19 protein-coding genes are annotated in these 23,572 nt (G+C 51.7%); 12 read left to right on the top strand and 7 right to left on the bottom strand.

What is annotated here, in order from left to right; genetic code table 11:
* Positions 1-383, bottom strand: a 383-nt coding sequence (locus BUF15_RS23080; RefSeq protein WP_200802464.1) for a transposase, incomplete at its 3' end; no start/stop codon positions are given.
* A gap of 713 nt (positions 384-1,096) precedes the next feature.
* On the opposite strand from BUF15_RS23080, the gene BUF15_RS28140 reads away from it, so the two are divergent.
* From BUF15_RS28140 to BUF15_RS23045, 8 genes are all read left to right on the top strand, one after another.
* Positions 1,097-1,222 (top strand): hypothetical protein, encoded by a 126-nt coding sequence (locus BUF15_RS28140; RefSeq protein WP_268753215.1) that lies wholly within the window; start codon positions 1,097-1,099, stop codon positions 1,220-1,222.
* Between the two features lie 431 nt (positions 1,223-1,653).
* Complete coding sequence (locus tag BUF15_RS23075; RefSeq protein WP_073616247.1) at positions 1,654-2,094, top strand: flavodoxin domain-containing protein; 441 nt, start codon at positions 1,654-1,656, stop codon at positions 2,092-2,094.
* Positions 2,095-2,533: 439 nt separating this feature from the next.
* The gene (locus tag BUF15_RS23070; protein WP_073616245.1) at positions 2,534-3,319 is read left to right on the top strand and encodes an ATP-binding protein; all 786 of its coding nucleotides are present in this window, start codon (positions 2,534-2,536) and stop codon (positions 3,317-3,319) included.
* A gap of 53 nt (positions 3,320-3,372) precedes the next feature.
* On the top strand, positions 3,373-5,247 hold the full coding sequence (locus BUF15_RS23065; protein WP_073616243.1) for an SWIM zinc finger family protein: 1,875 nt from the start codon (positions 3,373-3,375) through the stop codon (positions 5,245-5,247).
* A gap of 27 nt (positions 5,248-5,274) precedes the next feature.
* Complete coding sequence (locus tag BUF15_RS23060; RefSeq protein ID WP_073616241.1) at positions 5,275-6,729, top strand: DUF3375 domain-containing protein; 1,455 nt, start codon at positions 5,275-5,277, stop codon at positions 6,727-6,729.
* Between the two features lie 60 nt (positions 6,730-6,789).
* A complete protein-coding gene (locus BUF15_RS23055) occupies positions 6,790-7,419 on the top strand; it encodes a DUF4194 domain-containing protein (protein WP_073616238.1) in 630 nt (209 codons plus the stop codon).
* Entirely contained in the window at positions 7,412-10,780 is a 3,369-nt protein-coding gene (locus BUF15_RS23050) for an ATP-binding protein (RefSeq protein WP_073616236.1), read from the top strand. The genes BUF15_RS23055 and BUF15_RS23050 overlap by 8 nt, the downstream gene beginning before the upstream one ends.
* Positions 10,777-11,961: a DUF3322 domain-containing protein gene (locus tag BUF15_RS23045; RefSeq protein WP_073616218.1), complete on the top strand. Its 1,185-nt coding sequence runs from the start codon at positions 10,777-10,779 to the stop codon at positions 11,959-11,961. The genes BUF15_RS23050 and BUF15_RS23045 overlap by 4 nt, the downstream gene beginning before the upstream one ends.
* A gap of 7 nt (positions 11,962-11,968) precedes the next feature.
* On the opposite strand, the gene BUF15_RS23040 is transcribed toward BUF15_RS23045, so the two are convergent.
* The 3 genes from BUF15_RS23040 to BUF15_RS23030 all read right to left on the bottom strand — a co-directional run bounded on the left by BUF15_RS23040 (position 11,969) and on the right by BUF15_RS23030 (position 17,023).
* Positions 11,969-15,034, bottom strand: a complete 3,066-nt coding sequence (locus tag BUF15_RS23040) for a DEAD/DEAH box helicase (RefSeq protein ID WP_073616216.1) — start codon at positions 15,032-15,034, stop codon at positions 11,969-11,971.
* Between the two features lie 171 nt (positions 15,035-15,205).
* Positions 15,206-15,481, bottom strand: coding sequence for an Lrp/AsnC family transcriptional regulator (locus tag BUF15_RS23035; protein WP_073616213.1), 276 nt, complete (start codon positions 15,479-15,481; stop codon positions 15,206-15,208).
* Between the two features lie 306 nt (positions 15,482-15,787).
* A complete protein-coding gene (locus BUF15_RS23030) occupies positions 15,788-17,023 on the bottom strand; it encodes an MFS transporter (RefSeq protein ID WP_073616211.1) in 1,236 nt (411 codons plus the stop codon).
* A gap of 366 nt (positions 17,024-17,389) precedes the next feature.
* Here BUF15_RS23030 and BUF15_RS23025 point away from each other — a divergent pair, with 366 nt between their 5' ends.
* Positions 17,390-17,755, top strand: coding sequence for a molybdenum cofactor biosynthesis protein MoaE (locus BUF15_RS23025; RefSeq protein ID WP_073616209.1), 366 nt, complete (start codon positions 17,390-17,392; stop codon positions 17,753-17,755).
* Positions 17,756-17,840: 85 nt separating this feature from the next.
* On the opposite strand, the gene BUF15_RS23020 is transcribed toward BUF15_RS23025, so the two are convergent.
* A complete protein-coding gene (locus tag BUF15_RS23020; protein ID WP_200802463.1) occupies positions 17,841-18,566 on the bottom strand; it encodes a spondin domain-containing protein in 726 nt (241 codons plus the stop codon).
* A gap of 436 nt (positions 18,567-19,002) precedes the next feature.
* Here BUF15_RS23020 and BUF15_RS23015 point away from each other — a divergent pair, with 436 nt between their 5' ends.
* Both BUF15_RS23015 and BUF15_RS23010 read left to right on the top strand, forming a co-directional pair.
* A complete protein-coding gene (locus tag BUF15_RS23015) occupies positions 19,003-20,307 on the top strand; it encodes a KamA family radical SAM protein (protein WP_073616207.1) in 1,305 nt (434 codons plus the stop codon).
* Positions 20,308-20,527: 220 nt separating this feature from the next.
* Positions 20,528-21,544 carry a histone deacetylase family protein gene (locus BUF15_RS23010; RefSeq protein WP_073616206.1) on the top strand — a complete coding sequence of 339 codons (1,017 nt, stop codon included), beginning with the start codon at positions 20,528-20,530 and terminating at the stop codon, positions 21,542-21,544.
* Positions 21,545-21,641: 97 nt separating this feature from the next.
* On the opposite strand, the gene BUF15_RS23005 is transcribed toward BUF15_RS23010, so the two are convergent.
* Positions 21,642-22,478: a nitroreductase family protein gene (locus BUF15_RS23005; protein ID WP_073616203.1), complete on the bottom strand. Its 837-nt coding sequence runs from the start codon at positions 22,476-22,478 to the stop codon at positions 21,642-21,644.
* A gap of 201 nt (positions 22,479-22,679) precedes the next feature.
* Here BUF15_RS23005 and BUF15_RS23000 point away from each other — a divergent pair, with 201 nt between their 5' ends.
* Positions 22,680-23,111: a hypothetical protein gene (locus BUF15_RS23000; protein ID WP_143170846.1), complete on the top strand. Its 432-nt coding sequence runs from the start codon at positions 22,680-22,682 to the stop codon at positions 23,109-23,111.
* 29 nt (positions 23,112-23,140) lie between these two features.
* Here the strand turns inward: BUF15_RS23000 and BUF15_RS22995 are convergent, their stop codons facing one another.
* Complete coding sequence (locus tag BUF15_RS22995; RefSeq protein ID WP_159441361.1) at positions 23,141-23,551, bottom strand: PilZ domain-containing protein; 411 nt, start codon at positions 23,549-23,551, stop codon at positions 23,141-23,143.
* Between the last annotated feature and the right edge of the window lie 21 nt (positions 23,552-23,572).

The following is a 23,572-nucleotide window of genomic DNA, read 5'->3' as shown; positions in this document are numbered from 1 at the left end:
TTCGCCGGTTTCTCTCTTCCGCGAATCGCCGTGGAATCTCGACTGATATGTCCGACAAGTTCCTGCGACAAATATGTCTCTACCAACGCATCGTGCACTCGATTGCCAAGGATGCCCGCAGCAAACTCATTGAAAGCGCGCGAAAATGTCGATTCCGACGGGACATCATCAGCATGTATAAACCCGCATATCCGCCGTAAATTCATGGCTGAAAGGAGGGCTCGGCGCAAATCGCTGGTTGTTGCAAGGCGATAGTACGCTTTTACCACAAACGCTCGGGCCAGAGCCTGCCGGTCGAGAGGCTTTCGCCCCGGATAACGATAATTGGTTATATTTTTCGGTACATATCGTTCAACCTGGACAAGTTCCAGAATTGATACCAATCGTTCCTCCTGTTCAGTTAACGGTGTTGGCAAGCATTGGTTTAGATGAGGAAATAGACTTCTTTGGACACGTCCCATCAACCATGATATCGTGTCTATGAGCTTCATGGCATTCTCCTTGGATTGGTTTTGCTGGATACAAAACTATACCAGGAAATGCCATGAAGCTATGTTATTTCAACATGTCAAATCAAAATGCTCCCTGATTTTGTTATTGCACGTCTTTTTGCAAAAGGCTCATTGGTAAGAAATAAACCGATTCAACTGAGCTCATCCCATGAAGGGGCGAGCTTACCCCATCAGGGCAAAACCGCCCCATTATCTATTTTATGTACTCCAGCCACAGCTTACCGAGGTTAGCATCAATGCAGTGGGGTGATTCTTCCCCATTCTGAGGCAAGGGCAATTATTCACTTTGCTCCTCACAAATCGCATATTTTCTCTACATAACAATATGTTGAAAAAATGCTCTAACCCTGGACCAGAAAATGCGCACTATTGTGTAATTGTCCGTGAATCGATTTCAAGCAAAAAACACTGTCCCTATAACACATATCTTCTACAACAAGGGCAGACAGGTTGTCAGCTATCAGTGGAGGAGCATCATGAAATAATCAATTTCTGAAACAGCTCATACATCCCAGATTCCCAAAGATGAGTACGATATCAATTTTGAATTCAACTTGACCTTCAGCCTGACGGATTACATCCTCATGTTCATGTATCTTGTGATTCTTTTGCCCGTTGAACTGGTCAACAGAATCATGAGCGACTGCTATGTCGCCTATAAAGAGAGGAAGGCGCGTGAGGAAAGCATGAGGCCGCTTTTTATGGAATGACTGACAGGGCAGCATAGATAATTGTTCGGGTCGACCATTGAAACGTTTGACTTCTTCACCTGTAAAGCTCGCCTTCTACAAGCTAGTTTTGCAGGTGTGGATAGAACGAGTGAAGACCAGTCATTAAATTTTGAATGTACCGGTGTTGTTGGATACAAAACTCTTACAGAACGCTCCTCCATCTTTCCTTTTTCATCCACATCCTTGCACGAACTCCTGATAATGTTATTTTCCCATTGACTTAATAACGATAATCGTTATTAATAACAACAATCATTCGTTTCCTGATTGATCTATCACAAGCTCAACGTTGTGCCGGAAGTTTTTACATCATTACCACTGTTTCACAATGATCCCTTGAAGCGGCTGGGCGGGCTATTCCGCCTGCCAGAGAAGTGACACCCGTATACCATTTATTAACGGAGCGATACATGAAAAAGGTATTGATTGCGTACGCAAGCAGGACAGGTAACACAGGCAAAATGGCCAATTTTCTTGCTGAAGGAGTAAGGTTCGCTGGGCACACTGTTGAGATAAAAAAGATCTCTGAAATTGAAAACGCCGAAGAGCTGAACGGCTACGATGCCTATCTCTTTGGTTGTCCCACCTACCATAAGGATATGACAGGCGGCATGAAGCAGTTTTTGTTCCTCGCCGAAAAAGCCGAGCTCACCAGTGCTGCCGGTGGTGCTTTTGGCTCCCATACTCACAGCGGAGAATCAGCCCCAATGATTTTTGACACCATGGAGTATGTCTTTAAAATGAAGATGACTAACCTCGGGCCACTTAATCTGACCGAAGCGACCATCGCCACCCAGGAAGGCCTGAAAGCCTGCCAGGATTATGGCAAGGCACTGGCTGAAACCCTGTAAGGACAAACGTTCTGCGACGTGCGAAAGTATTCAAGGCGTGATCACAACCCGATGTTCACGCCTTATTCAATTTCTGGGCAACTCCTCTGCGTCGCCAGCATGAACCAGGACCAGTCCATTCCCTCTCATCCGAACCACTACCTGCTGACACTGTTGAATCCCTTCTGAGAATTTCAAATCGTCGGATTCATTATGAACTCCCACCCCGACAATTGAGAGATCATCTCCATGACAAAGACCCGCTTTCCTTCTTGGCAGATCAGCTCGCACATGGTCAAATATAGCTGAAGTATGCAGGGAGAAAACCTGTTACAGCTATTTGACTATTCAATCAGTCACTCAATTAACGGCTGGCACGTTGATTCGCAAAGCCAGCGAATTTGCTTGAATACAAAAATATTCCCCACTCTCGTAACACACCGACAATGGAGTTATACCTATGAAGATCATGATCTGCGGTAAAGGCGGATGCGGTAAAAGCACCCTCACCGTTCTACTTGCCAAGGCGCTTACCAACGCAGGCAAGAGAGTACTGGTAGTGGACGCCGACGAATCCAACCTCTGCCTCCACCGATTGCTTGGTGCAAAACAGCCAGAAATCATGATGGATGCCATGGGCGGACGCCAGGGCACCCGCGAAAAGCTGAAGCAGGCCAAGGATCAGGACCATGAAGACGATTTCTTCAAAAACATCATGAGCGTTGACGATTTGCCTCCGGATTGTGTGCAAGAAGCAAATGGCATCAAGCTCCTGGTAGTCGGAAAAATCAAGGAGTTTGGCGAGGGCTGCGCCTGCATGATCGGTGGCATCTCCAAAGCCGTGCTCTCACGGTTACACGAAGCCAAAGACGAGATCATCTTGATCGACGCCGAAGCTGGGCTCGAACATTTCGGTCGTCAGGTAGACCGGGGCTGTGACATGGCTCTCTGTGTGATCGACCCCAGTTATGAATCGATCCAGATGGCTGGCCGCGCCCGTCAAATCGCTGAGGCGGCAGGGGTACAGACCTATTTCATCCTCAACAAAGTTGAGGACGATGTGCGGCAAGTGATGGCCGAAAGCCTCGACCCGAAAAGGGTTATTGGAGCAATCCCCCGCAGCGATACCCTGTTCATCCAGAGCCTGAGAGGTCAGCCCCTCTCCGTCGAGATGACCGAGATCGAGGAAGCCTGCGCATTTCTCTTGAACTACAAAAAGCCGCTGACGCTGAGTATGAAGCTGTAGAAAATGAATCCTTCTTTTCTGGCTTTCACCTATACCTGAAGAATCGAGATAGTATGACATATTCAATCGAGCCAGACGACCTCCGCAATATGGTCGGAGATACCATATTTAACCGTGGCAGGAAGTACACCCATCGGGTTTCCCATCTTTCGAGAATCGAAGACGGTTCGCTGGTGGCCTGGGTCACAGGAAATCGACGCTATACTACTTCGGTTCAGCCCAGCGACAATGGAGCTCTGGATTACTTCTGCTCCTGCCCATATCAGGGACTGTGCAAGCATGTGGTAGCAGTGGTGCTGAAAGCCAGTGAGCTGCAGCTCGCCAACGAAGAAATCCCCCTCCTTGATCAGGATGATGATCTTTACCAAGACCTTTTTTACGAAAAAGAGTTCGATGAAGATACGGAATCAGGTGACACTGAACAGCATATCCGCACTTTTCTGGCAGAAAAAAACCGAGATGAACTGCAGGAGATGCTCGTGGCCTTTGCTCTTCGACACCCGGAAATTGCCGGTGAAATCCATAAATCTGCACTGTTAAGTGATGGTCAGATAGATACACTCGTTCGCGAATTGCGTCGAGAAATCCGGGACCTCACCGAAGAAGATGCCTGGCGCAGCCACTGGAATGACGAAGGGAATCTACCAGATTACTCCCATGTTCAGGAGCAGCTACGTAACCTGCTTGCCTCCGGATATGCCGATGAGGTCGTCAAATTGGGTGAACAGCTCTTTGAGGAAGGCCATTATCAGGTGGGGCAGTCTCATGACGAAGGCGAAACAGCCGCGGCTATCAGTGCCTGCCTCGAAGTGGTTTGTGAAGCCCTGCCCAGATCCTCAATTCCGCAACCGGAGCAGCTATTGTGGTATTTCGACCGGCAATTGAAAGATGAGTATGACATTTTAGGCGATCCAGCCATAATCTTTGACAATCCGATATATACCACCGCCGACTGGCAGGTCGTCGCTGACGCTCTCGAGATGCAACTTGCCGAAATGGCCAAGCCGAAATCCTCCTCATTCATTGATACCTTCCGACGAAAAGCGGTCATGGACCAGCTCTTGAATGCCTATAGCTTCAGCGGCAATGAAAAAAAGATCATTCCCTTGCTGGAAAAAGAAGTTAAGTATTGTCAATGTTATACCCAACTAGTCGATGCTCTCCTGCAGCAGGGTGATCGGGAAAGAGCCCGGGCATGGTGCATTGAAGGACACAAACAGACGCATAAGGATTTGTCGGGTCTTGCCGACAACCTGCAGCGTCGATTATGCCAAATGGCGGAAGAGGAGAAAAACTTCAAACTGGTTGCAGCGTACCTCGTTGAGAACTATGTCCGCCACCCGTCACGGGAAACCTATCGAAATGTAGCTGAAGTTGCCCAACACATCGGCCTCTGGCCTGCAATCCGCACTGCACTGCTTACCTATCTGGAGAACGGTACAGCTCCAGCCGGCAGTAAGGGCAGTACCGCAACCTGGCCCCTTCCCGAACCTGAGACAGGGCCACGACGGCTGACGAAGAACGACAAACCTCAGAAAAATGAATCCCTGGCGTTACGTATTCAAATAGCTCTCCTGGAAGAGCGCTATGACGACGCCGTTGCTCTCTATCGAGAACTGTTAAAGGCAGGAAGATACCGAAACACCCAGCTAGACAATGAGCTGGCCAATGCAGTACAGGAAACCCATCCGGATCTCACATTGCAAATCTGGCGAACGGGTGCCCAGCGACTCATTGACGAAGTCAAGCCAAGCTCCTACCCGGGAGCTGCCGGCTACCTCCGAAAAATGCAACGATTATATGAAAAACTCGGTAAGGACGACACATGGACAACCCTGCTCCAACAGATACGAAAAGAACACAAGGCCAAGCGACGTCTCATGGAAGTGCTGAACGATCTGGAAAAAAATCCGGAACGGTACAACTGAAAAAGCGGCAACCCAACACCAGACATCATGCCCTTTGATTACCAGACCATTGAGCTGCTGCGTAAGAATCACCCCGCCTGGCGGCTGCTCTGTTCCGATCACGCTCCGCTGGTAGCCACCTTTCTGCACCGGGTTTTTATCAAACCGAATATCCGGGTACTGGCGCTGGCCGACCTGGCCGAGTCCTTGGAAGACGAACTGTTTCTCTTACGTGAAGCCTACGGTTCAGGGGCATTCCCCCGTTCAGCCCAGGAGTACCTGAACGACTGGGCGGACAACAGTAAGGGATGGCTCAGGAAATATTACCCGCCCGGGGTGGACGAGCCCCACTTCGACCTGACCTCGGCCAGTGAGAAAGCCATCTCCTGGCTGGAGAGCCTTGCCGAACGCTCTTTTGTCGGCACGGAGTCGCGACTGCTGACCCTTTTTGCCCTGCTTCGCCAGATAGCGGAAGGGAGCGAAACCGATCCCAAAGTGCGCATCAGTGAGTTACAGAAACGGCGAGACGGGATCAACCGTGAAATTGAGCGAATCGAGGCCGGTGATATCTCCCTTCTTGACGAAACCGCGGTCAAGGACCGGTTCCAGCAATTTCTGCAATTGGCACGTGAACTTCTTGCCGATTTTCGTGAAGTGGAACACAATTTCCGCACGCTTGACCGCCAGGTGCGGGAGCGCATTGCCCTATGGGACGGCAGGAAAGGGGAACTGCTGCAGGAAATCATGGGCCGGCGCGACGCCATCGCCGATTCGGACCAGGGCAAAAGTTTCCGGGCTTTCTGGGATTTTCTCATGTCCCAGACCCGGCAGGAGGAACTAACAGACTTACTCGAACAGGTGTTGGCTCTGGAACCCGTTACCTCAATGGCGCCCGATCCGCGGCTGCGGCGAGTACATTACGACTGGCTGGAAGCTGGGGAGCATACCCAGCGCACCGTTGCCCGCCTTTCACAACAACTACGCCGCTTTCTCGACGATCAGGCCTGGTTGGAAAATCGCCGGATCATGGAACTCCTCCACGAAATCGAGTCCAAGGCCATCGGCGTACGCGAAGCAGCACCTTCCGGAAATTTTATGGAGATAAATGAGTTTAGCGCAACCGTTGAGCTGCCGTTTGAACGACCGCTCTTCATACCTTCCCCAAAGCTGCACATTACCGATATCACACTCAAGGAAGGCGAGGCCGAAATGGATACCGCTGCCCTCTACGCCCAGGCGATGGTCAATCGAGCCGAACTTGCCCGCCACATTCGCCAGGCTCTGCAATCACGCGCCCAGATCAGCCTGGCCGAACTTATCTCTCTACACCCTCTGCAACTTGGGTTGGCAGAGCTGCTGGCCTACCTCCAGCTGGCAAGTGAAAGGCCCAACACCGTCATCGACGAAACAGTAGTCGACACCATTGAATGGACCACAAAGGAAGGTACCCGCCGTCGTGCCGGAGTTGCACGCATTCTTTTCACACCAACCGGTAAGGCATAAACAGAGCCCGCGGCCACAATGAATTACTGAAAACCGATTTTTTTTTTTGGGAAAACCAGCATGAATGAACATTCTGCAAACATCGGAACCACTGAACAACCTGGCGATCTTTCCATCGTTGTGATCGCTCTTTTACAAGGAGTGGTGTATCGCGACGAACGGGGAGAAATATGGAACGCCCTCATAGCGTTACAGCCGCAGGTGCGCGATTATCTGGCGGTGATAGGGCTGGAACTGGTGCTGGATGAAGCGGAAGGCTATGGCTTTCTCCAATCGCGTCAACATGAAAGCGAAGACGGAACAGTAGTTCTGCCGCGTCTGGTGCGGCGTCAGCAACTCGCCTATCCGGTGAGTCTGCTGCTGGCCCTGCTGCGAAAAAAACTCGCGGAATTCGACGCCGCTGGTGGCGACACCCGCCTGATTCTCTCCCTCGACGAAATCGTTGAGCTCTTCCGGGTCTTTTTGCCCGCCGGCAGCAATGAGGCCAGGCTGATCGATCAGATAGATGCCCATATCAACAAAGTGGTGAAAATCGGATTTGTTCGCCCATTAAAGGGCCAGCAACAGCTCTTTGAAGTGCGTCGCATTCTTAAGGCCTTTGTCGATGGTCAATGGCTGGCTGAGTTTGACCAACGGCTAGGGGAGTATCAGCAGGAACTCCGGCAAAAGGGAGAGAAGGCCAATGGCTGAACCGTTACGCCTCGATTTTGTCGGTGACGACCGGCTAGCCGGTTTTCGTCTGCAACGGCTGGAAGTGTTCAACTGGGGGACCTTCGACCAGCAGGTGTGGGTGCTGAACCTTGGCGGCAAGAACTGCCTGCTCACCGGGGATATCGGCTCCGGCAAATCAACCCTGGTCGATGCCGTAACCACTCTGCTGGTACCGGCCCACCAGGTCGCCTATAACAAGGCAGCGGGTGGTGAGAGCCGGGAGAGAACGCTCCGCTCTTATGTCCAGGGCTATTACAAATCTGAGAGATCCGACACCAGTGCCAGCGCCAAACCGGTGGCGCTCCGGGACAACAGCAGTTATTCGGTCATTCTCGGGGTTTTTCACAACGCCGGTTTTGGCAAAACCGTTTCCCTGGCCCAGGTGTTCTGGACCAGCGATCCTCAAAGCCAGCCCGCCCGCTTCTATGCCGCTTGCGAGAAAGAACTTGTCATCACCAAGGATTTCAGTGGATTCGGCGGCGAAATCGGCGTACTTCGTAAACGACTGCGAGCAGAAGGGGTCAACCTGTTTGAGAGTTTTCCGCCCTACGGCGCCTGGTTCAGACGACGATTCGGCATTGAAAACGAACAGGCTCTGGAGCTTTTCCATCAAACCGTATCGCTTAAGTCGGTGGGCAACCTTACCGGCTTTGTTCGCACCCATATGCTCGAGCCCTTTGCGGTCACACCCCGCATCGAGGAATTGATAGGCCATTTCGACGATCTTAACCGAGCCCACGAAGCAGTGTTGAAAGCCAAGAATCAGATGGAACTACTGGAGCCGCTGGTCGCCGACTGCGACCGACACCAGCAGTTGGTAATTGATGCAGAGGGTTTGCGTAGCTGTAGGCAAGCGTTACGACCATGGTTTGGCGGGCTCAAACTTGACCTTCTGACAAAACGGCTGCAAAAACTTTCTGAGGAGTTTCAACGCCACACCGTCCGCATTGATGCTCTCACCGAGCAGCGACGCCAACTGCAGTCCAAGGACCGGGAACTCCGGCGCAGTATCGCGGAAAACGGCGGCGACCGCATTGAACGTATCGAAGAGGAGATCCGGAGCTGCCTTGTCGAACAACAACGAAAACAACGAAAAGCCGAGCAATATACAGACCTGTTGAAACCTCTTGGTCTGCATCCGGCAGACAGTGTCGGGGCATTTCTAGTTCTCAGGCAAAAATGCGATCTCCTGCTGGAAAAAACCGAGGCAGAAGAGGCCGCCATCCAGAATCGTCGTAATGAAATCGAGGTGGAATTTGCCCGTCAAAGGGAAGATCATGCGGGGCTCGAAGCCGAACTCATCAGCCTCAAAGCTCGCCGCAGCAATATTGAAGAAAAACAGATAGCCATCCGCCGCGCCCTGTGCCATGGGCTGGGCCTCACGGAAGAGGATATGCCTTTTGCCGGTGAGCTGATCCAGGTCCGCGATGATGAACGGGACTGGGAGGGTGCTATCGAGCGGCTGTTGCGTAGCTTCGGCCTTTCATTGCTGGTGCCAGACGAACATTACCGCAAGGTGGCTGAATGGGTGGACAACAACAACCTGAAAGGACGGCTGGTCTATTACCGGGTACGCTCCAGGAAAAACATGGTATTACCGGAACCGCACCCTGAGAGCCTGCTCCATAAGATCGCCGTCAAACCTGAGTCCAGACTCTATGATTGGCTGGAAAACGAGATTTTCCGGCGCTTTGATGTGGTCTGCTGCACCAGCCAGGATCAATTTCGCCGTGAGACCCGGGCTATTACCCGCTCCGGTCAGATGAAAGCACCGGGCGAACGGCATGAAAAAGATGACCGCCACCGTATCGAAGACCGTAGCCGCTATGTACTGGGCTGGTCCAATGAGGCGAAGATCAGGACCCTGGAAGAGAAGTCACGCCTCATTCAGGGGAAAATCGCCAATACCGCTTCAGAAATAGCCAGCCTCCAGACCCGGCAGCTGGAGATAAAAGAGCGGCTGAATGTTTTTATACGACTGGAAACCTATGACGATTTCACCGAACTCGACTGGCAGCCCCTGACCGTCAAGATTGGCCGGCTGGAGGATGAGCGCAAGCGATTGGAGAGCGCTTCCGACATCCTGAAGGTTTTGGCGGAACAACTTCGTGAGGTGGAACAGAAGCTTCTGGAAACCGAAGAGAAACTGAGAAATCAGCGAGACATTCGCGCGAAAACCGAACAGAAGATAAGCGACGCGCAAAACCTGCTACAGGAGACCCAGGCCCTGGTTGATGATGCGGTACCATCCACCCTTGCCGAATATTTCCCGCAACTGCAAACCTTATGCGCTGAGGCCCTGGGCGAGCATCAACTCACGGTCGAGTCCTGCGACAACCGGGAGCGTCAGATGCGTGACTGGCTACAGGCCGCCATCGATGCCGAGGACAAGAAAATTGCAAGACTCCGTGACAAAATTATCGATGCCATGCGCCGCTACAGTAGCAGCTATCATCTGGAGACCCAGGAAATTGATGTAGCAGTGGAAGCGGCCGAAGAATACCGGGAAATGCTACGTCATCTCCGTGCCGACGACCTGCCTCGTTTCGAGGCCAGGTTCAAGGAGTTGCTCAACGAAAACACCATCCGGGAAGTAGCCAATTTCCAGTCGCAGCTGAACAAGGAGCGGGAAACCATCAAGGAGCGCATCGGCCGCATCAACGACTCACTGGCCCAGATCGATTACAACCCCGGCCGCTATATCGTACTTGAGGCGACTCCCACAACGGATGCCGATATCCGCGATTTTCGCAGTGAGCTCAAGGCCTGCACCGAAGGAGCCCTGACCGGTTCGGACGACGCCCAATATTCCGAAGCCAAATTTCTCCAGGTGAAACGGATAATCGAGCGGTTCCGTGGGCGGGAAGGGCAATCAGACATGGACCGTCGCTGGACGGCTAAAGTCACCGATGTCCGCAACTGGTTCACATTTGCGGCCAGTGAGCGCTGGCGGGAAGATGACCGTGAGTTCGAACATTATGCCGATTCCGGCGGCAAGTCCGGCGGCCAGAAGGAAAAACTGGCCTATACCGTGCTTGCTGCCAGCCTGGCCTACCAGTTCGGTCTGGAATGGGGGGAGGTGCGATCGCGTACCTTCCGGTTTGTGGTCATCGACGAAGCCTTCGGTCGCGGCTCCGACGAGTCGGCCCAATATGGTCTCAAGTTGTTCAGCCAGCTGAATCTCCAGCTCTTGATCGTCACGCCGCTGCAGAAAATTCATATCATCGAGCCGTTCGTCGCCGGTGTCGGTTTTGTTCACAACGCAGATGGCCAGGTATCGGTGTTACGCAACCTTTCCATTGAAGAGTACCGGGCAGAAAAAGAGGCTCTGCGGACATGAAATGGACAACTCCCGCGGATATTCGCCGCCAGGTACAAAAACTCTGGGACAAAGGACTGCTGCTGGCAACTCTTGCCGACGATGAATCGATCTTCCCGCGCCGAATTCCTCTGAAAGGACCGGGGTCAGCCGAGATGGCCGAACGATTCGCCGAAGTGCGTAGCTGGATCAGTGATCTCGATCAACATGTAGGACATTATCGGTTGGAATGGCGCACCGTTAATCACCGCACCCTGGGTGCCAACTCTATCCCTGCGGCAATCTGGATCGATACGCTTGAAGACGCCCTGAAGCTCATCGGCAGACAGCAGGATGCCAACATTTTTGCGGGAATTATCGCCATGAGCCGCGCAGCGCAACCACAACTCATCACCTGGTTGGCAAAGCGGCCATTGCGCGGGCTGGCCCTTGCCGACAGTTGGCAACACCTGCTTGCTGTGGTCGCCTGGCTCAAGGCCCACCCGCACCCGCAAATCTACCTACGTCAGGTGGACATCCCCGGCGTGCACAGCAAGTTTATCGAAAGCCACCGGGGGGTACTGGCTGAGCTGCTGGATCTCACCCTCGCACCTGACGCCATTGATGAAAGGGAAACCGGTGTTGCCGGCTTCTGCAAACGCTACGGATTTCTCGATAAACCCTCCCGAATCCGGTTTCGCCTGCTCGACCCTTCTACAACCCTCATTGGTCGGGAAAATGCTCAGGATATCACCCTCACAGACCAAGCATTTTCTACTCTCGACCTTACTGTGAAACACGTTTTTATCACCGAAAACGAGATCAATTTCCTGGCCTTCCCCCGGGCTCGCAACAGCATGGTCATTTTCGGCGCCGGCTATGGTTTTGCCATGCTCGCTGAAGCCCACTGGCTGCAAAGTCGAAAAATCCATTACTGGGGCGATATCGACACCCATGGATTCGCCATTCTCGATCAGCTTCGAGCGTATTTACGGCAGGTTTCCTCCTTTCTCATGGACAAGGAAACCTTTCTCGCCCACCGGGAACACTGGGACAGGGAACCACAGCCGCAGGCGCGAGAGCTTACGAGGTTGACCAGTGCCGAGCAGGAACTCTATGACGAGCTGTGCACCAATCGACTCGGAACGCATCTCCGCCTTGAACAAGAGCGTATCCGCTTTAACCGGGTTCTGGATATGGCAGCCAAGCTCTCTGCCCAGTAATGGCGCACTATTCGAGGCCGGGTGCAACGCGAAATAGCTCCACCAGCTGCTCACGATCCATCTGTTTTATGATGCAGGCCTCATCTTCATGAATCAGCGACTCGGCCAGCTGCCGCTTCTCCTGGAGTAACTGGTGAATCTTTTCCTCCAGGGTGTCGACCGTAATCAGGCGAAACACCTGCACCACCTTCCTCTGGCCCATGCGATGAACCCGGGCGGTGGCCTGCTCTTCTTTGGCGGGATTCCACCAACGGTCATAATGGATCACCGCCTGGGCACCGGTCAGATCGATCCCGACCCCGCCGGCCAGAAGGCTGGCACAGAAGACCCGGCTGTCGGGATCGGTATTGAAGGTCTCGATCATTCGCTGCCGTTTGTTGGCAGACATATCGCCTCGCAACCGGGCGACTCCGATTCCCTCTTTACGGAAATAGTCTTCGATCAAATCCAGCATCCCAAGATACTGGCTGAAGACGACAAATTTCATTTCCGCCCCCAGCAACTCCTCACTCAGCTCGACAAACAGGTCCCATTTCCCGCAGTTGTATTGAGCTGGGTCGCTGCCTCCTGCAATGAGACACGGGTGACAACAGATCTGCTTGAGGCGGGTAATGGCGGCCAGGATATGCATATAGGGAATTGCCACCATGTCATCCGACAATCCCGCAAACTCCCCCGCCTTGCTATCCAGAACTTCCTTATAGAGAATAATCTGATCAGCACTCAAAGCACATCGACGATTATCCTCAATGACGTCGGGCAGCTCCTGCAACACCTGCGACCGGGTTCGCCGCAGGATGAACGGATGAATCAGGCGACTAAGGCGCTCTCGCACCTCGCTGCTGCCCCTCTCGGTTATCGGCTGCACATACTGCCGGGCAAACTGCCGCTCACTGCCCAAGAGTCCCGGCAGACAAATGGCAAAGAGCGACCGCAGATCCTGCAGCGAATTTTCAACCGGGGTTCCGGTCAGACCGATCTTGACCCGGCTGTTCAGCCCGGCAACCGCCTGATGGATGGCAGTGGTGTGGTTCTTCACCTGTTGGATTTCATCCAGCAGCATCACATCGAACACTAGGGTCTGCAACCGGTCAGAATCCTGCCGCACCACCCCATAGGTGGTGATAATGACGTTGTGGGGCCGAGCCTTTTCAAGATCCCGGTTCGGACCATAATAAACATCATAATCGAGCCCCGGATAGAAGGTATCGATTTTTTCCGCCCAGTGCAGCACAACTGAGGCAGGGCAGACAACCAGGATCGAACTCTTCCGGTTATCTTCCAGGAGAAGCTGCATCAACGCCAGCCCCTGGTGGGTCTTGCCAAGTCCCATATCGTCGGCGAGCAGCCCGCCGATCCCGAACCGGACAAGCCGCAACAGCCAGGCCAGGCCGTTACTCTGATAATCCCGGAGATGCCTAGGAATCCGCGACAACATGCTGCCGTCCGCCCAGCGTTCCGCATCAAGCATCTCGGTTATCTGTTTTTTAACATATTCCTCCTTTACCGTAACATCGACCTTGGGAATCAGGGCCGTGAGCCTGAATAATTCCAGATAGCTCAACCGTATCCGGTCACCACCCGCATCATGGCGCTCTTCGACCAGCTCATAGAACCAGGACAAAGGGGTTCCATTGAGATTGAGCCACAGGCGCCCCGGCAGGCAGCTGAGCTTCCGCTTGCAGGCAGCTTGAATCTGGCCCAGCGAAATGGTGGCAGTCCCCAGACCATACCGGCATGAGAGGTTGATGCTGTCGCCCTCTTCTCTAAAAGAGTCAATGATCAACCGATCGGGGAAATCACGGATTTCCAGTTCCAGCAACTGAGATTCGACAATATTATCGACAAAATGCAACGGCTTTTCATTTTCGCGAAGAAAGGCCGCAAGGTCATTAGGCACCACGGTAAAGGGAATATCCTTCTGTTCTTCCGCATGGAGGAAACCAAGAAGGGAAAGCGAGGTCGTCCGCCGGCACGGATTGCGAAACTGCCCCTCAGCCGACAACCGGGAAATAGGCAAGAATCCTTCACCTTCCAGATACCAAGCACCACCAAAACGGCTTCCTGACTGTTCCTGCCGGTCGAGTACCCTGCCATCTTGTAAACGTAGTGAAGGAACTACCTCCACACAGTTTTCCTCGTTGAAAAAGACATGATAACATTCACTGGCAACCGGCAAAATTCGCACCGTCTCTTCATCATAAGGTATGTTCTTCACAACCTCCCAGGTCCTGTCCTGCGGCAGCTCCAGCGAAAAGCTCCCCGGCTCACCAGCCTTGCCCAGCTTGAGGAAAAAACGTGAATCGACAGGGTCTTTCGACAATTCCGGAACCGCACCGCCATGGCCAACAAAAAGCATCCGGGCCAGCCAGCTCCAGAATGAGTTGTCCCGCTTCCAGCCCACACTGACGCTACCCGCATTCTGGAGCTGGCGTTCACCGGCTGTCATGGTCAAGACCTGCAACTCACCGATCAACCGTGCCACACTCGCTTTGCCGACGGCCGCCTCGTCATTTTCCATATCACCTGGGAACAGCTCCTCGCCTAATAGCTGCCATGAGAGAGGCATATGCACCGCAAATCTGCCATCTGCAGCCTCAACTTGCCAAAACCATGACGTTTCCTGCTTCTCGCAGCGCATCGTGTATTTGCCCCGGCTCAGCCAATCGTAAAAGAATTCCCCGATTTTTGCCCAAAAGCTGTCATTATACACCAGCGAAACGGGCCTCGGCTGCGACTGCCCCCAGGGGGCGATCAGACTAAGAATGGCAACAGCCGCCATGTGCGGACACCGTTTTCGCTGGGCGCCAGCACCACAAAGGCCGCAATAATTGTTGCGAAGAACAAACCCCTGTGAAAGTTTGGCACTTGGTTCAAACTGCAGGGTCACGGATGCCTCAAGGTCGATACAGGCCCCCACACACCCTCGGAGCACATGGAAAGCACTGATCCGGCCCTGGCGAATGAGCCCCAGCCCTTCGTCAAGTGTTGCCCGGGAAAACCAGGATCGTAACTGCACCTCCTCCAGAACCGGCAGGAAGGAAGGAATTGTATCAGTTGCAAGGTTATACATTGGCGTGATGGATCGCTGATATTTTGTTCAGACCTATCTATTTCATCTTGATCTATCCTGGTCAAAGCAAACTCACGGGTAAACCGGTAAGCGGTTTCGACCCTCCTGGTCTTTTTGGCCAGATCGTTTTTTGCACAGCAAGCCACCTTGTGGATCGCAGTCTCCGCCACTCTACATGCCGATATTAAACATCGCCTCAAGATCGTGTCGCGAATAGGCCTTGTAGGCGAGCATGGTCTCGGTTTTCTGGATGGCGTCAATGGCGAGCATCTTCTTGGTGACCAGCTCGGCCAGTTCCTCATTATTGGCCACCCGGGCTATGGCCACGATATCGTATTTGCCGCTGACAGAATAGCTCTCGGAAATACCCGGCATCTCCGCCAACTGCTCTGCCACCTCATTGATCTTCTTGCGTTCGACCTTGATGAGAATAACTGAAGTTACCATTGCACCTCCTGCCTTGGGTTTTGTCGTCGGTAGATTATTATTTCCGTTCCGTCGTCCAGATTCTGCGTCATCCTGAAATGGATAAGTTAGGAGAAACAGCTCTAGCAGAATTATCCAACTGAATCGCGTACCACTTGAATTACACCATGATGAGATTTTAATGACCCTCTCTGACCTTCTTCAACCGGTACACACTTTTGTGTCAACTTGCAAGAGTTGCATCAAGAGGATAGGCAAAAGCAGACGCACAGATCTCTGTTCATGATGTTTGTAACAGCACTTGAAGATTTCGAGAAAACTCGCGACTCAGACTGAACCCACCCGCTCCTTATTCACCGGGCCAAACAGGTACCACAACAAACTGAGCAGTTCCGCTGCCAGCAACAACCCGAAGGCCCAGTTGAAACCGGGAGCTGCAGGCTGACCTCCAACAGGAGAGAGAAGGTCGATCAGCCAGCCGATAAACCACTGCCCGCCAAAGGCGGCCACGAATACCAGCAGATTGATGGCAGTGGAGACCCGACCGGCCAGATGTACCGGGAAACTGTGATTGAGTGCCGCATAGGAGATGATACCGGAGGTACCGAAAAATCCGAAGCCGATCCAGATTAGAGTTATGAAGTGATCAGGATTGGTCACAAGTGCCAGCTGAAACAGCATGAACAAAGTCATACCGACCACAGCGGTGGTGGCCACCTTAATTCCTGCACGGGCCAGCCGGGCTGCAAGACTGCCCATAACGATAAATCCACCAACCATGGCCAGTGCCACCAGGAAGAGGATATTGGCCACTGCTGCCCGATCATACCCGGCCACATGGGTGAGCCAGGGCCCGGCCCACAACCCCTGAATCGACAGAAAGGTGGCCTGGGATGAGGTGGCGAGTGGTGCAATCCTCAAAAAATCACGGTTTGTGAAAATCTCCCAGACCGAGCCAAGTTGTGCTCGCAGATCGGTGTCCCCCACCGACGCTATTTCCTTTTCCGGCACCAGGGTCACGATCAACCCACTGATAATGAGGGAGAGTGCGGCAAGGCCAGCAAACAATCCACGCCAATCCGTGTAGTGGAGAATCATCTCCACCGGAGTGGTAGCGGCAAGAGCGCCAAGACCACCAGCCGCCATCTGGAAACCGTTGATAAGTGGCCATCGCTCCCGGGAAAACCACATGGTATAGGCCTTAAACGCCGCCATGAGACAGGCCGAAACCCCAAACCCGATCAGCGCTCGACCGCACACCAGCCCCCAAATAGTCTCCGCCCTGGAAAAGACAAACGCCCCAAAAGCTGCCACAACCAATAGCATCGCCTCGACCCGCCTTGGCCCAAATCTGTCCAGCAGAATACCTAATGGCAACTGAAAGGCAGCAAAGGTGAGAAAGTAGGTGGCAGTAAGCATTCCCAGCTGGGAAGAACTCGCCCCAATATCATGGATCAGATCAGGGGCGATTACCGCATTGACAACCCGAAAGAGATACGAGAGAAAATAACCGGCGGCAAAAGGCCCAAAGACCCGCAGGAAAGAGGAAAAGTGTCGCGACATTATCTGCTCACAGGTTGATATTTGCTCGTCTCATGGATCTTTTGACAACATCCGCCCACTACAGGGTTTTTATACATAACGCTAAGCCTTTTGCAAAACGAGGTTTTTTGTTCAAAATAAAGACATACGAATTATTTTACCACAGGCATAGACAAAATATTCCGCGGATAACGTTTTGATCATACCGACGAATTTGGAAGAAAAGACCATTTTACAAGAGGCTCAGATCACCAACGACAATACCCAACCGATCCAACCTCTTTTCGCTTTTCTTCATTTTTCCACGGCATGTTTTCGAAAAGCTGGCTACACTGACCCTGCTGAAACAGGCTGTCATAATGACCTCAACAACAAACAGGAGTCTCTATGGATATCTCAAAAAAAATTCAGGAGCTCAAGCAGCGCCCTGATTTTCGCGATAATGTCGGGATGATACTCATCCACAATGGAGTTGTGCGCAACTGGTCGCGTAAAGATCACGCCAAGGTCGTCGCGTTGGAAGTTACACCAGATTTGGCCAAAATCGAGCAAATCCGGCAAGAGTACCTTCAGCGCGAGGGCATATGGGAAATCGTTATCGAAGCACTTTCCGGCAAATTCCAGCCGGGAGATGACCTGCTGTTCATCATTGTGGCGGGTGATATCCGGGAAAACATTAAGCCCGTGCTCGCAGAACTGCTCGATAGGATCAAAGCGGAAGCCGTTTCCAAAAAAGAGATTATGGCAGAGTAGGTCTTTCTGAAAAAGCCGACGAAAAAGCCTCTCCGCAACTAACGGCGGAGAGGCGGCAGATCAATACCAATTTTTCAAGATTACTTTATCGTTCCCGCCCTCGCACCTCGATAATCAGTTCTGCAACGGGATTCAGCCAGCGATGGATGGAACTGTCCAAATCGCTTATACCGCCTGAAGGATCGAGATCGCCGATCGTCCCCCTGTGGATATGTACGGTTGTGTTGGTGTCATAGCTTGAAACGCCCGTTCCACCGGTTCCACCATCCCCTCCGGGAGCGGCAGGAATTCCGGGAGCACCGGGTGCACCACCACCGGTTATCAGCTCATCGTTAGCCTCAGTGCCCGCATCATACCCGTAGAGAAAATAGCTGTAGATGCCGGGGCGATTCGGAATAGGTAAAGAATCAGCACCGACAAAGCCGTCATTGGTGGGCAGCAGCATGGCGGTCAGCGAAAGATAGTCATTTGTTTTGCCAGGATTGAGTTCTACATTGTCAAGGATTTCACCGGGCCCTAAAAGGCCCCCTGCCGGGTTGACGATAGTATCCCGGTCTTCACCGCCGACCATCTCGGTCAGCAAGGTAATATTTCCCCCCTCAGCCATGTTCTGTAAAGCAAAAGAAGCCGGACTACCCAACTCAAACAGCCGGGTTTCATAATCATGGGCAGTGATCAGAAGTGGCGTGAAATACAGTCCATTCGTCAGGTTTTTCACGGTCACATATACTTTTCCAGCCATTGCCTGTCCTGCTGAAAAAACGACACTCAACAATAGAAATACCAGGGTGCGCATACCATTCTTTTTCATAATCTCCTCCATATCACTGATGATGAAGTTGGTGAGTGATGAAGCAAAAACGCATTATCACTCTGAGCCTTATTCAAAATGAGTATTTTCGTTCAGAGTCCAGGTATATGCATAATATTCCAATTATATATTTTTTAAGCATAACGCCGAGTTTGGACGAAAAGACCATTTTGCAAATGGCTCACTCTGTCTGAAAAGAAATGTATGCCCCGCAAGTAACCAGAGGATAAAGGTCAGATAAAGATTGTGTAAAGATCGCTATTCAAAATTGAGTGGCTCAACGTGTGTCCTGCACCCCATACCCGATCGCTCATTTCCCAGCCGGTTGCATACGCTGCACAAAATAGATAGGATTGAATATAGGACTTTGCCGTTTCGCAAAGGAAATTTGCAGCTCTCAGCTCCTCATCTCAGCCACCGAAGCAGGAGGCTCCCTATGAAATTTCAAGCATATGGCATCAAGGATATCGACCAGATTCAGCAATTGCGACGGTTAAGCGAGGCCGACCGGTTTGCCATCAAAGTTGTTGCCAACGTCCTCCCGTTTCGCGTCAACACCTATGTGATCGAACAGCTTATCGATTGGAACAACATCCCCCTGGATCCGATATATCAAATCAGTTTCCCTCAGCCAGGAATGCTCTCGTCCCGACATTTCCATGAATTCGCCACCCTCCTTAAGGAAAATGCCCCTTCGGATCAAAGACGAGCAGCGGCAACGAAGATTCACAAAGAACTCAATCCTCATCCCGCCGGTCAGCAGACGCTCAATGTGCCAAAGCTCGATGCCCGCCCCATAGAAGGTGTGCAACATAAATACCGGGAAACTGTTCTCTTCTTTCCACGACAAGGCCAGAGCTGTTTCACCTATTGTACCTTCTGTTTTCGCTGGCCCCAGTTTGTCAGGGAGAAAGAGTTGCGCATAGCCGCCTCGAATTCCGATGCACTTTACGCGTACTTACAATCACAACCGGAGGTCACTGATCTGCTGGTAACCGGTGGAGATCCTCTGGTAATGAAGACCAGCCTCCTGGCACGATACCTGACACCCTTGTTACGTGAAGAGTTTTCCCACATCCAAAATATCCGGATCGGCACCAAGGCACTTTCCTACTGGCCTTTCCGGTTTCTCACCGATAGTGATGCCGACGATCTTTTACGATTATTTGAGACGGTGGTAGAAAAGGGCAGACAGCTGGCACTCATGGTTCATTTCAACCATTGGCAGGAACTCGAAACAGAACCGGTACAAAAGGCAATATCACGTCTCAGATCTGCCGGAGTGATATTACGCTCTCAATCGCCGATCCTCGCTCACGTCAACGACGCCCCTGATGTATGGCGAATCATGTGGCAGAAGCAGCTCCAACTGGGGATAATCCCTTATTACATGTTTGCTGTACGTGATACCGGCGCCCGCAACTACTTTGAAATTCCATTGGTGAAATGCTGGGAGATTTACCGACAGGCACTCCGCCAGGTCTCCGGCCTGGCTCGTACAGTGCGTGGACCTTCCATGAGCTGCGGACCTGGTAAAATCGAACTGCAGGGTATTGCCGAAGTAATGGGTCAAAAGGTCATGGTCTTGCGATTTATCCAGGGACGCAAGTCAACCTGGGTGCAGCAACCGTTTTTTGCCGAATATAATCCTGATGCAACGTGGCTGGATCATCTCCGGCCAGCTTTCGGAGAAGAAAAATTTTTCTTTGAAGATGAGTACAACGCGATGCTTTCGAGATGACCAGCAGTTGTTGTTTGCTTGAAAAGCAATCCAGAGGCAATTTTAGGATGAAAACTACCTAAAATCTCATACTGCCTTACCTTATTATCAATGGGAATGATTCACAGTTACAGGAACTGTTCTACCCGGAATTTACCATGGTGCCAGCAAAGCAGGGCTCCCAACAGCACCACCATGCACCTCTCAAACATCTCTTTCCGCTTAGTTGAGGTTACTTACCATGATTCTTTACGACCAACGCATCCCTGCCAGCCTCATCGAATTCGGCATCCAGATTCCCGTAAAGGATAGCCGCTCCATAAAAACATTCAAGGCACTGCTTGATGATCCAAAACTTCTTCCTCTTCGGGAGCACTGGCATCACGACCGCATCGTCGAGACCATTTCAAGAGAAGACCTCTTGCGGGTCCACTCAGCCAACTATGTGAACCGGCTCTACTCGGACGGTCTAGAACAGGAGATTATTTCAACCTTCGAGCTGATCGATGCCGAGGGCAAATACTATCGTTATGCGCCGGAAACAGCGACACGGCCGCTTACAGACCTCTTCGAGCGCCTCTTGACCAAGGCAGCAGGTTCAATCCAGGCTGCACGGCTTGCCCTGGATCATGGCTTCTGTTTTTCCTTTACCGGCGGAGCCCACCACGCACAGCATGATTTTGGCAAAGGATTCTGCATGATGAACGATATCGTCATCGCTGCCCGTAAACTCCAACATGAGAAAAAAGTTGATCGCGTCTGGGTGATTGATGTCGATGCCCATAAAGGGGATGGCACGGCTGCACTCACCGCTGGTGACAGTTCCATACGAACCCTGAGTGTGCATATGGCAAGTGGCTGGCCTCTTGACGAACCTGCAGTTTTCGCGGACGGCAACGCTAATCTGTCTTTTATCCCAAGTGATATAGATATCCCGATCGAAAGCGGCGAAGAAGGGTACTATATCGAAAGACTGCAAAAGGGGCTTAACAAATTGGCAGAGAACGCCAGCGCCGATCTGGCCATTGTCGTCTGCGGGGCCGATCCGTATGAGAACGATGAACTCCCTTCAGCCTCTCGCCTCAAGCTCTCTCTGGAACAGATGTTTGCGCGTGACCAACTCCTGTATACCTGGCTTATGGAGCGTAATATCCCGTCAGTCTTTCTGATGGCTGGTGGGTATGGTGAAGATGTTTGGCGGGTTTATGCACAGTTTTTGCGGTGGGTGCTTCATCTTCGTCATGCGTCTCATGGCTGAGTTCATAACACGAAAGTGGCCAATAACCACCAAGCACCTCCAAATAACCGAACAATATGGCCGAAGCGGAGTTCTATCTGCTCCGGCCAGGTGGCTTTCAGCCGATCTTCTGAACCCGGTTCACGCTCATGCTGCTGCGCTGAACGGTTCGATGATAGGTAACGTCGGGTTTGCCAAACATCATCACATAGCCGACCAGGTGTGTTTCGGGTATTCCCAGCTCTCGTAACAGCTCTGGTATGAGCATGGTCAGGACACCCTTGCCCAAACCGCACCACACTGTTCCCAGTCCCATGCTCGCCGCCAGCAGCTCAAAATAGGTCAACGCGATATGGCAATCGACCTCGGGGCTCGGACTGGTCTTTGGCGATGAGGCAATCAGCATATGCGGGGCACCACGAAAGATCGTGTCCCTATTATTTTCAATGGCATCCGCGATATATTGCTTAAAATAGTCCATACCGGGCGGGTATGCATTGGTGCTATGAATTGTGTTGAGTTTTTCATACGTCCTTTCACGCAATCTCTCCATCACTTCGGGATTATCGATCATTGTGAAATGGACCTGTCTGTTATTGACGCCGGTTGGCGCATAGCTGATTGTTTCCAAGAGCAAATCGAGATCCTGCCGGGCCACGGGTTCTTTTTTATACAAACGAACTGAACGCCGCCCCTTCATAAGCGTCGACAGCTGTAATGGTTCGACGGAACTGCCGTTAATCGTAATCGAATCTGAGGGATCAAGTCCCAGAATGCTCAGAGCACCAGTACTGCAGACAGCAAAACAATGCTGACACTGAACGCAGCTGAGCTCGTTGCTCTCCGAAATTGCCGGGATATCGCCCTTCATTTCGATAAGCTGGAATGGACAGACATTCGCGCACTCGCCGCAACCGACACATACGTCTTCATCTACCTGAAACTGTAAGGCCATGCTTTTCTCCCGAATTGATTGCTAAGAAATTCACCGTCTATAATTGCACGGAAAATTTTTTAGTATCAATAACACCATTGTGGTAAAAAAAGAAAGGAGGAGTCGAAATGAACATCTCTGTTCGGACTGATGCAAATCCAGGTCAGGCCAATATTGGATCGATTGTTATCCATAAACGACCAAACCGAAACAGGTGAGAACATGTCCTTAGATGTGCATATCAACCGGCATGACGAATTCCTGGAACTGGTGATCACTGGAGCCTTTGAATTAGAAGCGGCGATCAAGACCTTTCAGCAGTTGCTTATAACCTCCAGTTATCATGATGTATCAAAGGTCCTTGTCGATTTCCGTTCACTGTCGAAAATTCCTGCGGCAATTGAGAGAATCATCTATGCATTCGAATCTCTCGATCATTACCTCTGTCATCTTTCGACCGGCGGTCAGGAACTCATGATCGCATATGTCGGCAGTCCGCCCTTTATCAGCTCATACCGGCCGGGCATGGAGATAGCCAAAGCAAACAATCTTTCGGTGGATCTCTTTACCGATATTGAGAAAGCCTATAACTGGTTGGGCATTACGCCTCCCGACGGTACTCAATCAACAGGCAGGATAACTTCCGGCAACTGACGAATAAAAGGTTAAAAATAGGGCTGATGTTATTGCTCTTCAAAGCTCACATCGAGCACTTTTCCGTCATCATCGAGAAACCAATCCCCCAGTATATTATAATAAACAATATGGGTGATGAACTCTTCGGTTGCCAGAAAATCATTTACCAGATGATAGATTGTTCGGAGATTCGTGCTGTCGATATTGAGGATTTTCATTCCGATTCCATCTCTTAATTGATAAACAGGTAGCCCTTTAAATCGCAGCCTTCCACGCCGGCTGGTGCAGACTTCCACCTCGTATTCCATGTCTCTTTCAGGGAAAAATGTCGGATCGGTAATACGTAGTCCGCCTGCACTGATATCGCGGGTTCTGGTCTGGATAACCACGCCATCTCCGCAGGAGAGTGAGGCTTCTCCGATTACAGGTACCCTGAGATGTATCCGCTTATGATTCATGTTTCCCTCAATGCTTGTATG

The organism is Desulfopila aestuarii DSM 18488, assembly GCF_900143695.1.
Classification (GTDB): domain Bacteria; phylum Desulfobacterota; class Desulfobulbia; order Desulfobulbales; family Desulfocapsaceae; genus Desulfopila; species Desulfopila aestuarii.
The sequence above is the reverse complement of the archived record's forward strand: the minus strand, read 5'-3'. Positions and strand labels throughout refer to the sequence as shown.

Excerpts from the sequence above, each read along its gene's own strand:
- BUF15_RS23070 (WP_073616245.1), top strand. The coding sequence starts at position 2,534 with ATGAAGATCATGATCTGCGGTAAAGGCGGATGCGGTAAAAGCACCCTC.
- BUF15_RS23060 (WP_073616241.1), top strand. The coding sequence starts at position 5,275 with ATGCCCTTTGATTACCAGACCATTGAGCTGCTGCGTAAGAATCACCCC.
- BUF15_RS23045 (WP_073616218.1), top strand. The coding sequence starts at position 10,777 with ATGAAATGGACAACTCCCGCGGATATTCGCCGCCAGGTACAAAAACTC.
- BUF15_RS23015 (WP_073616207.1), top strand. The coding sequence starts at position 19,003 with ATGAAATTTCAAGCATATGGCATCAAGGATATCGACCAGATTCAGCAA.
- BUF15_RS22995 (WP_159441361.1), bottom strand. The coding sequence starts at position 23,551 with ATGAATCATAAGCGGATACATCTCAGGGTACCTGTAATCGGAGAAGCC.
- BUF15_RS23040 (WP_073616216.1), bottom strand. The coding sequence starts at position 15,034 with ATGTATAACCTTGCAACTGATACAATTCCTTCCTTCCTGCCGGTTCTG.
- BUF15_RS23025 (WP_073616209.1), top strand. The coding sequence starts at position 17,390 with ATGGATATCTCAAAAAAAATTCAGGAGCTCAAGCAGCGCCCTGATTTT.
- BUF15_RS23075 (WP_073616247.1), top strand. The coding sequence starts at position 1,654 with ATGAAAAAGGTATTGATTGCGTACGCAAGCAGGACAGGTAACACAGGC.
- BUF15_RS23030 (WP_073616211.1), bottom strand. The coding sequence starts at position 17,023 with ATGTCGCGACACTTTTCCTCTTTCCTGCGGGTCTTTGGGCCTTTTGCC.
- BUF15_RS23010 (WP_073616206.1), top strand. The coding sequence starts at position 20,528 with ATGATTCTTTACGACCAACGCATCCCTGCCAGCCTCATCGAATTCGGC.
- BUF15_RS28140 (WP_268753215.1), top strand. The coding sequence starts at position 1,097 with ATGTTCATGTATCTTGTGATTCTTTTGCCCGTTGAACTGGTCAACAGA.
- BUF15_RS23050 (WP_073616236.1), top strand. The coding sequence starts at position 7,412 with ATGGCTGAACCGTTACGCCTCGATTTTGTCGGTGACGACCGGCTAGCC.
- BUF15_RS23055 (WP_073616238.1), top strand. The coding sequence starts at position 6,790 with ATGAATGAACATTCTGCAAACATCGGAACCACTGAACAACCTGGCGAT.
- BUF15_RS23020 (WP_200802463.1), bottom strand. The coding sequence starts at position 18,566 with ATGAAAAAGAATGGTATGCGCACCCTGGTATTTCTATTGTTGAGTGTC.
- BUF15_RS23065 (WP_073616243.1), top strand. The coding sequence starts at position 3,373 with ATGACATATTCAATCGAGCCAGACGACCTCCGCAATATGGTCGGAGAT.
- BUF15_RS23000 (WP_143170846.1), top strand. The coding sequence starts at position 22,680 with ATGTCCTTAGATGTGCATATCAACCGGCATGACGAATTCCTGGAACTG.
- BUF15_RS23035 (WP_073616213.1), bottom strand. The coding sequence starts at position 15,481 with ATGGTAACTTCAGTTATTCTCATCAAGGTCGAACGCAAGAAGATCAAT.
- BUF15_RS23005 (WP_073616203.1), bottom strand. The coding sequence starts at position 22,478 with ATGGCCTTACAGTTTCAGGTAGATGAAGACGTATGTGTCGGTTGCGGC.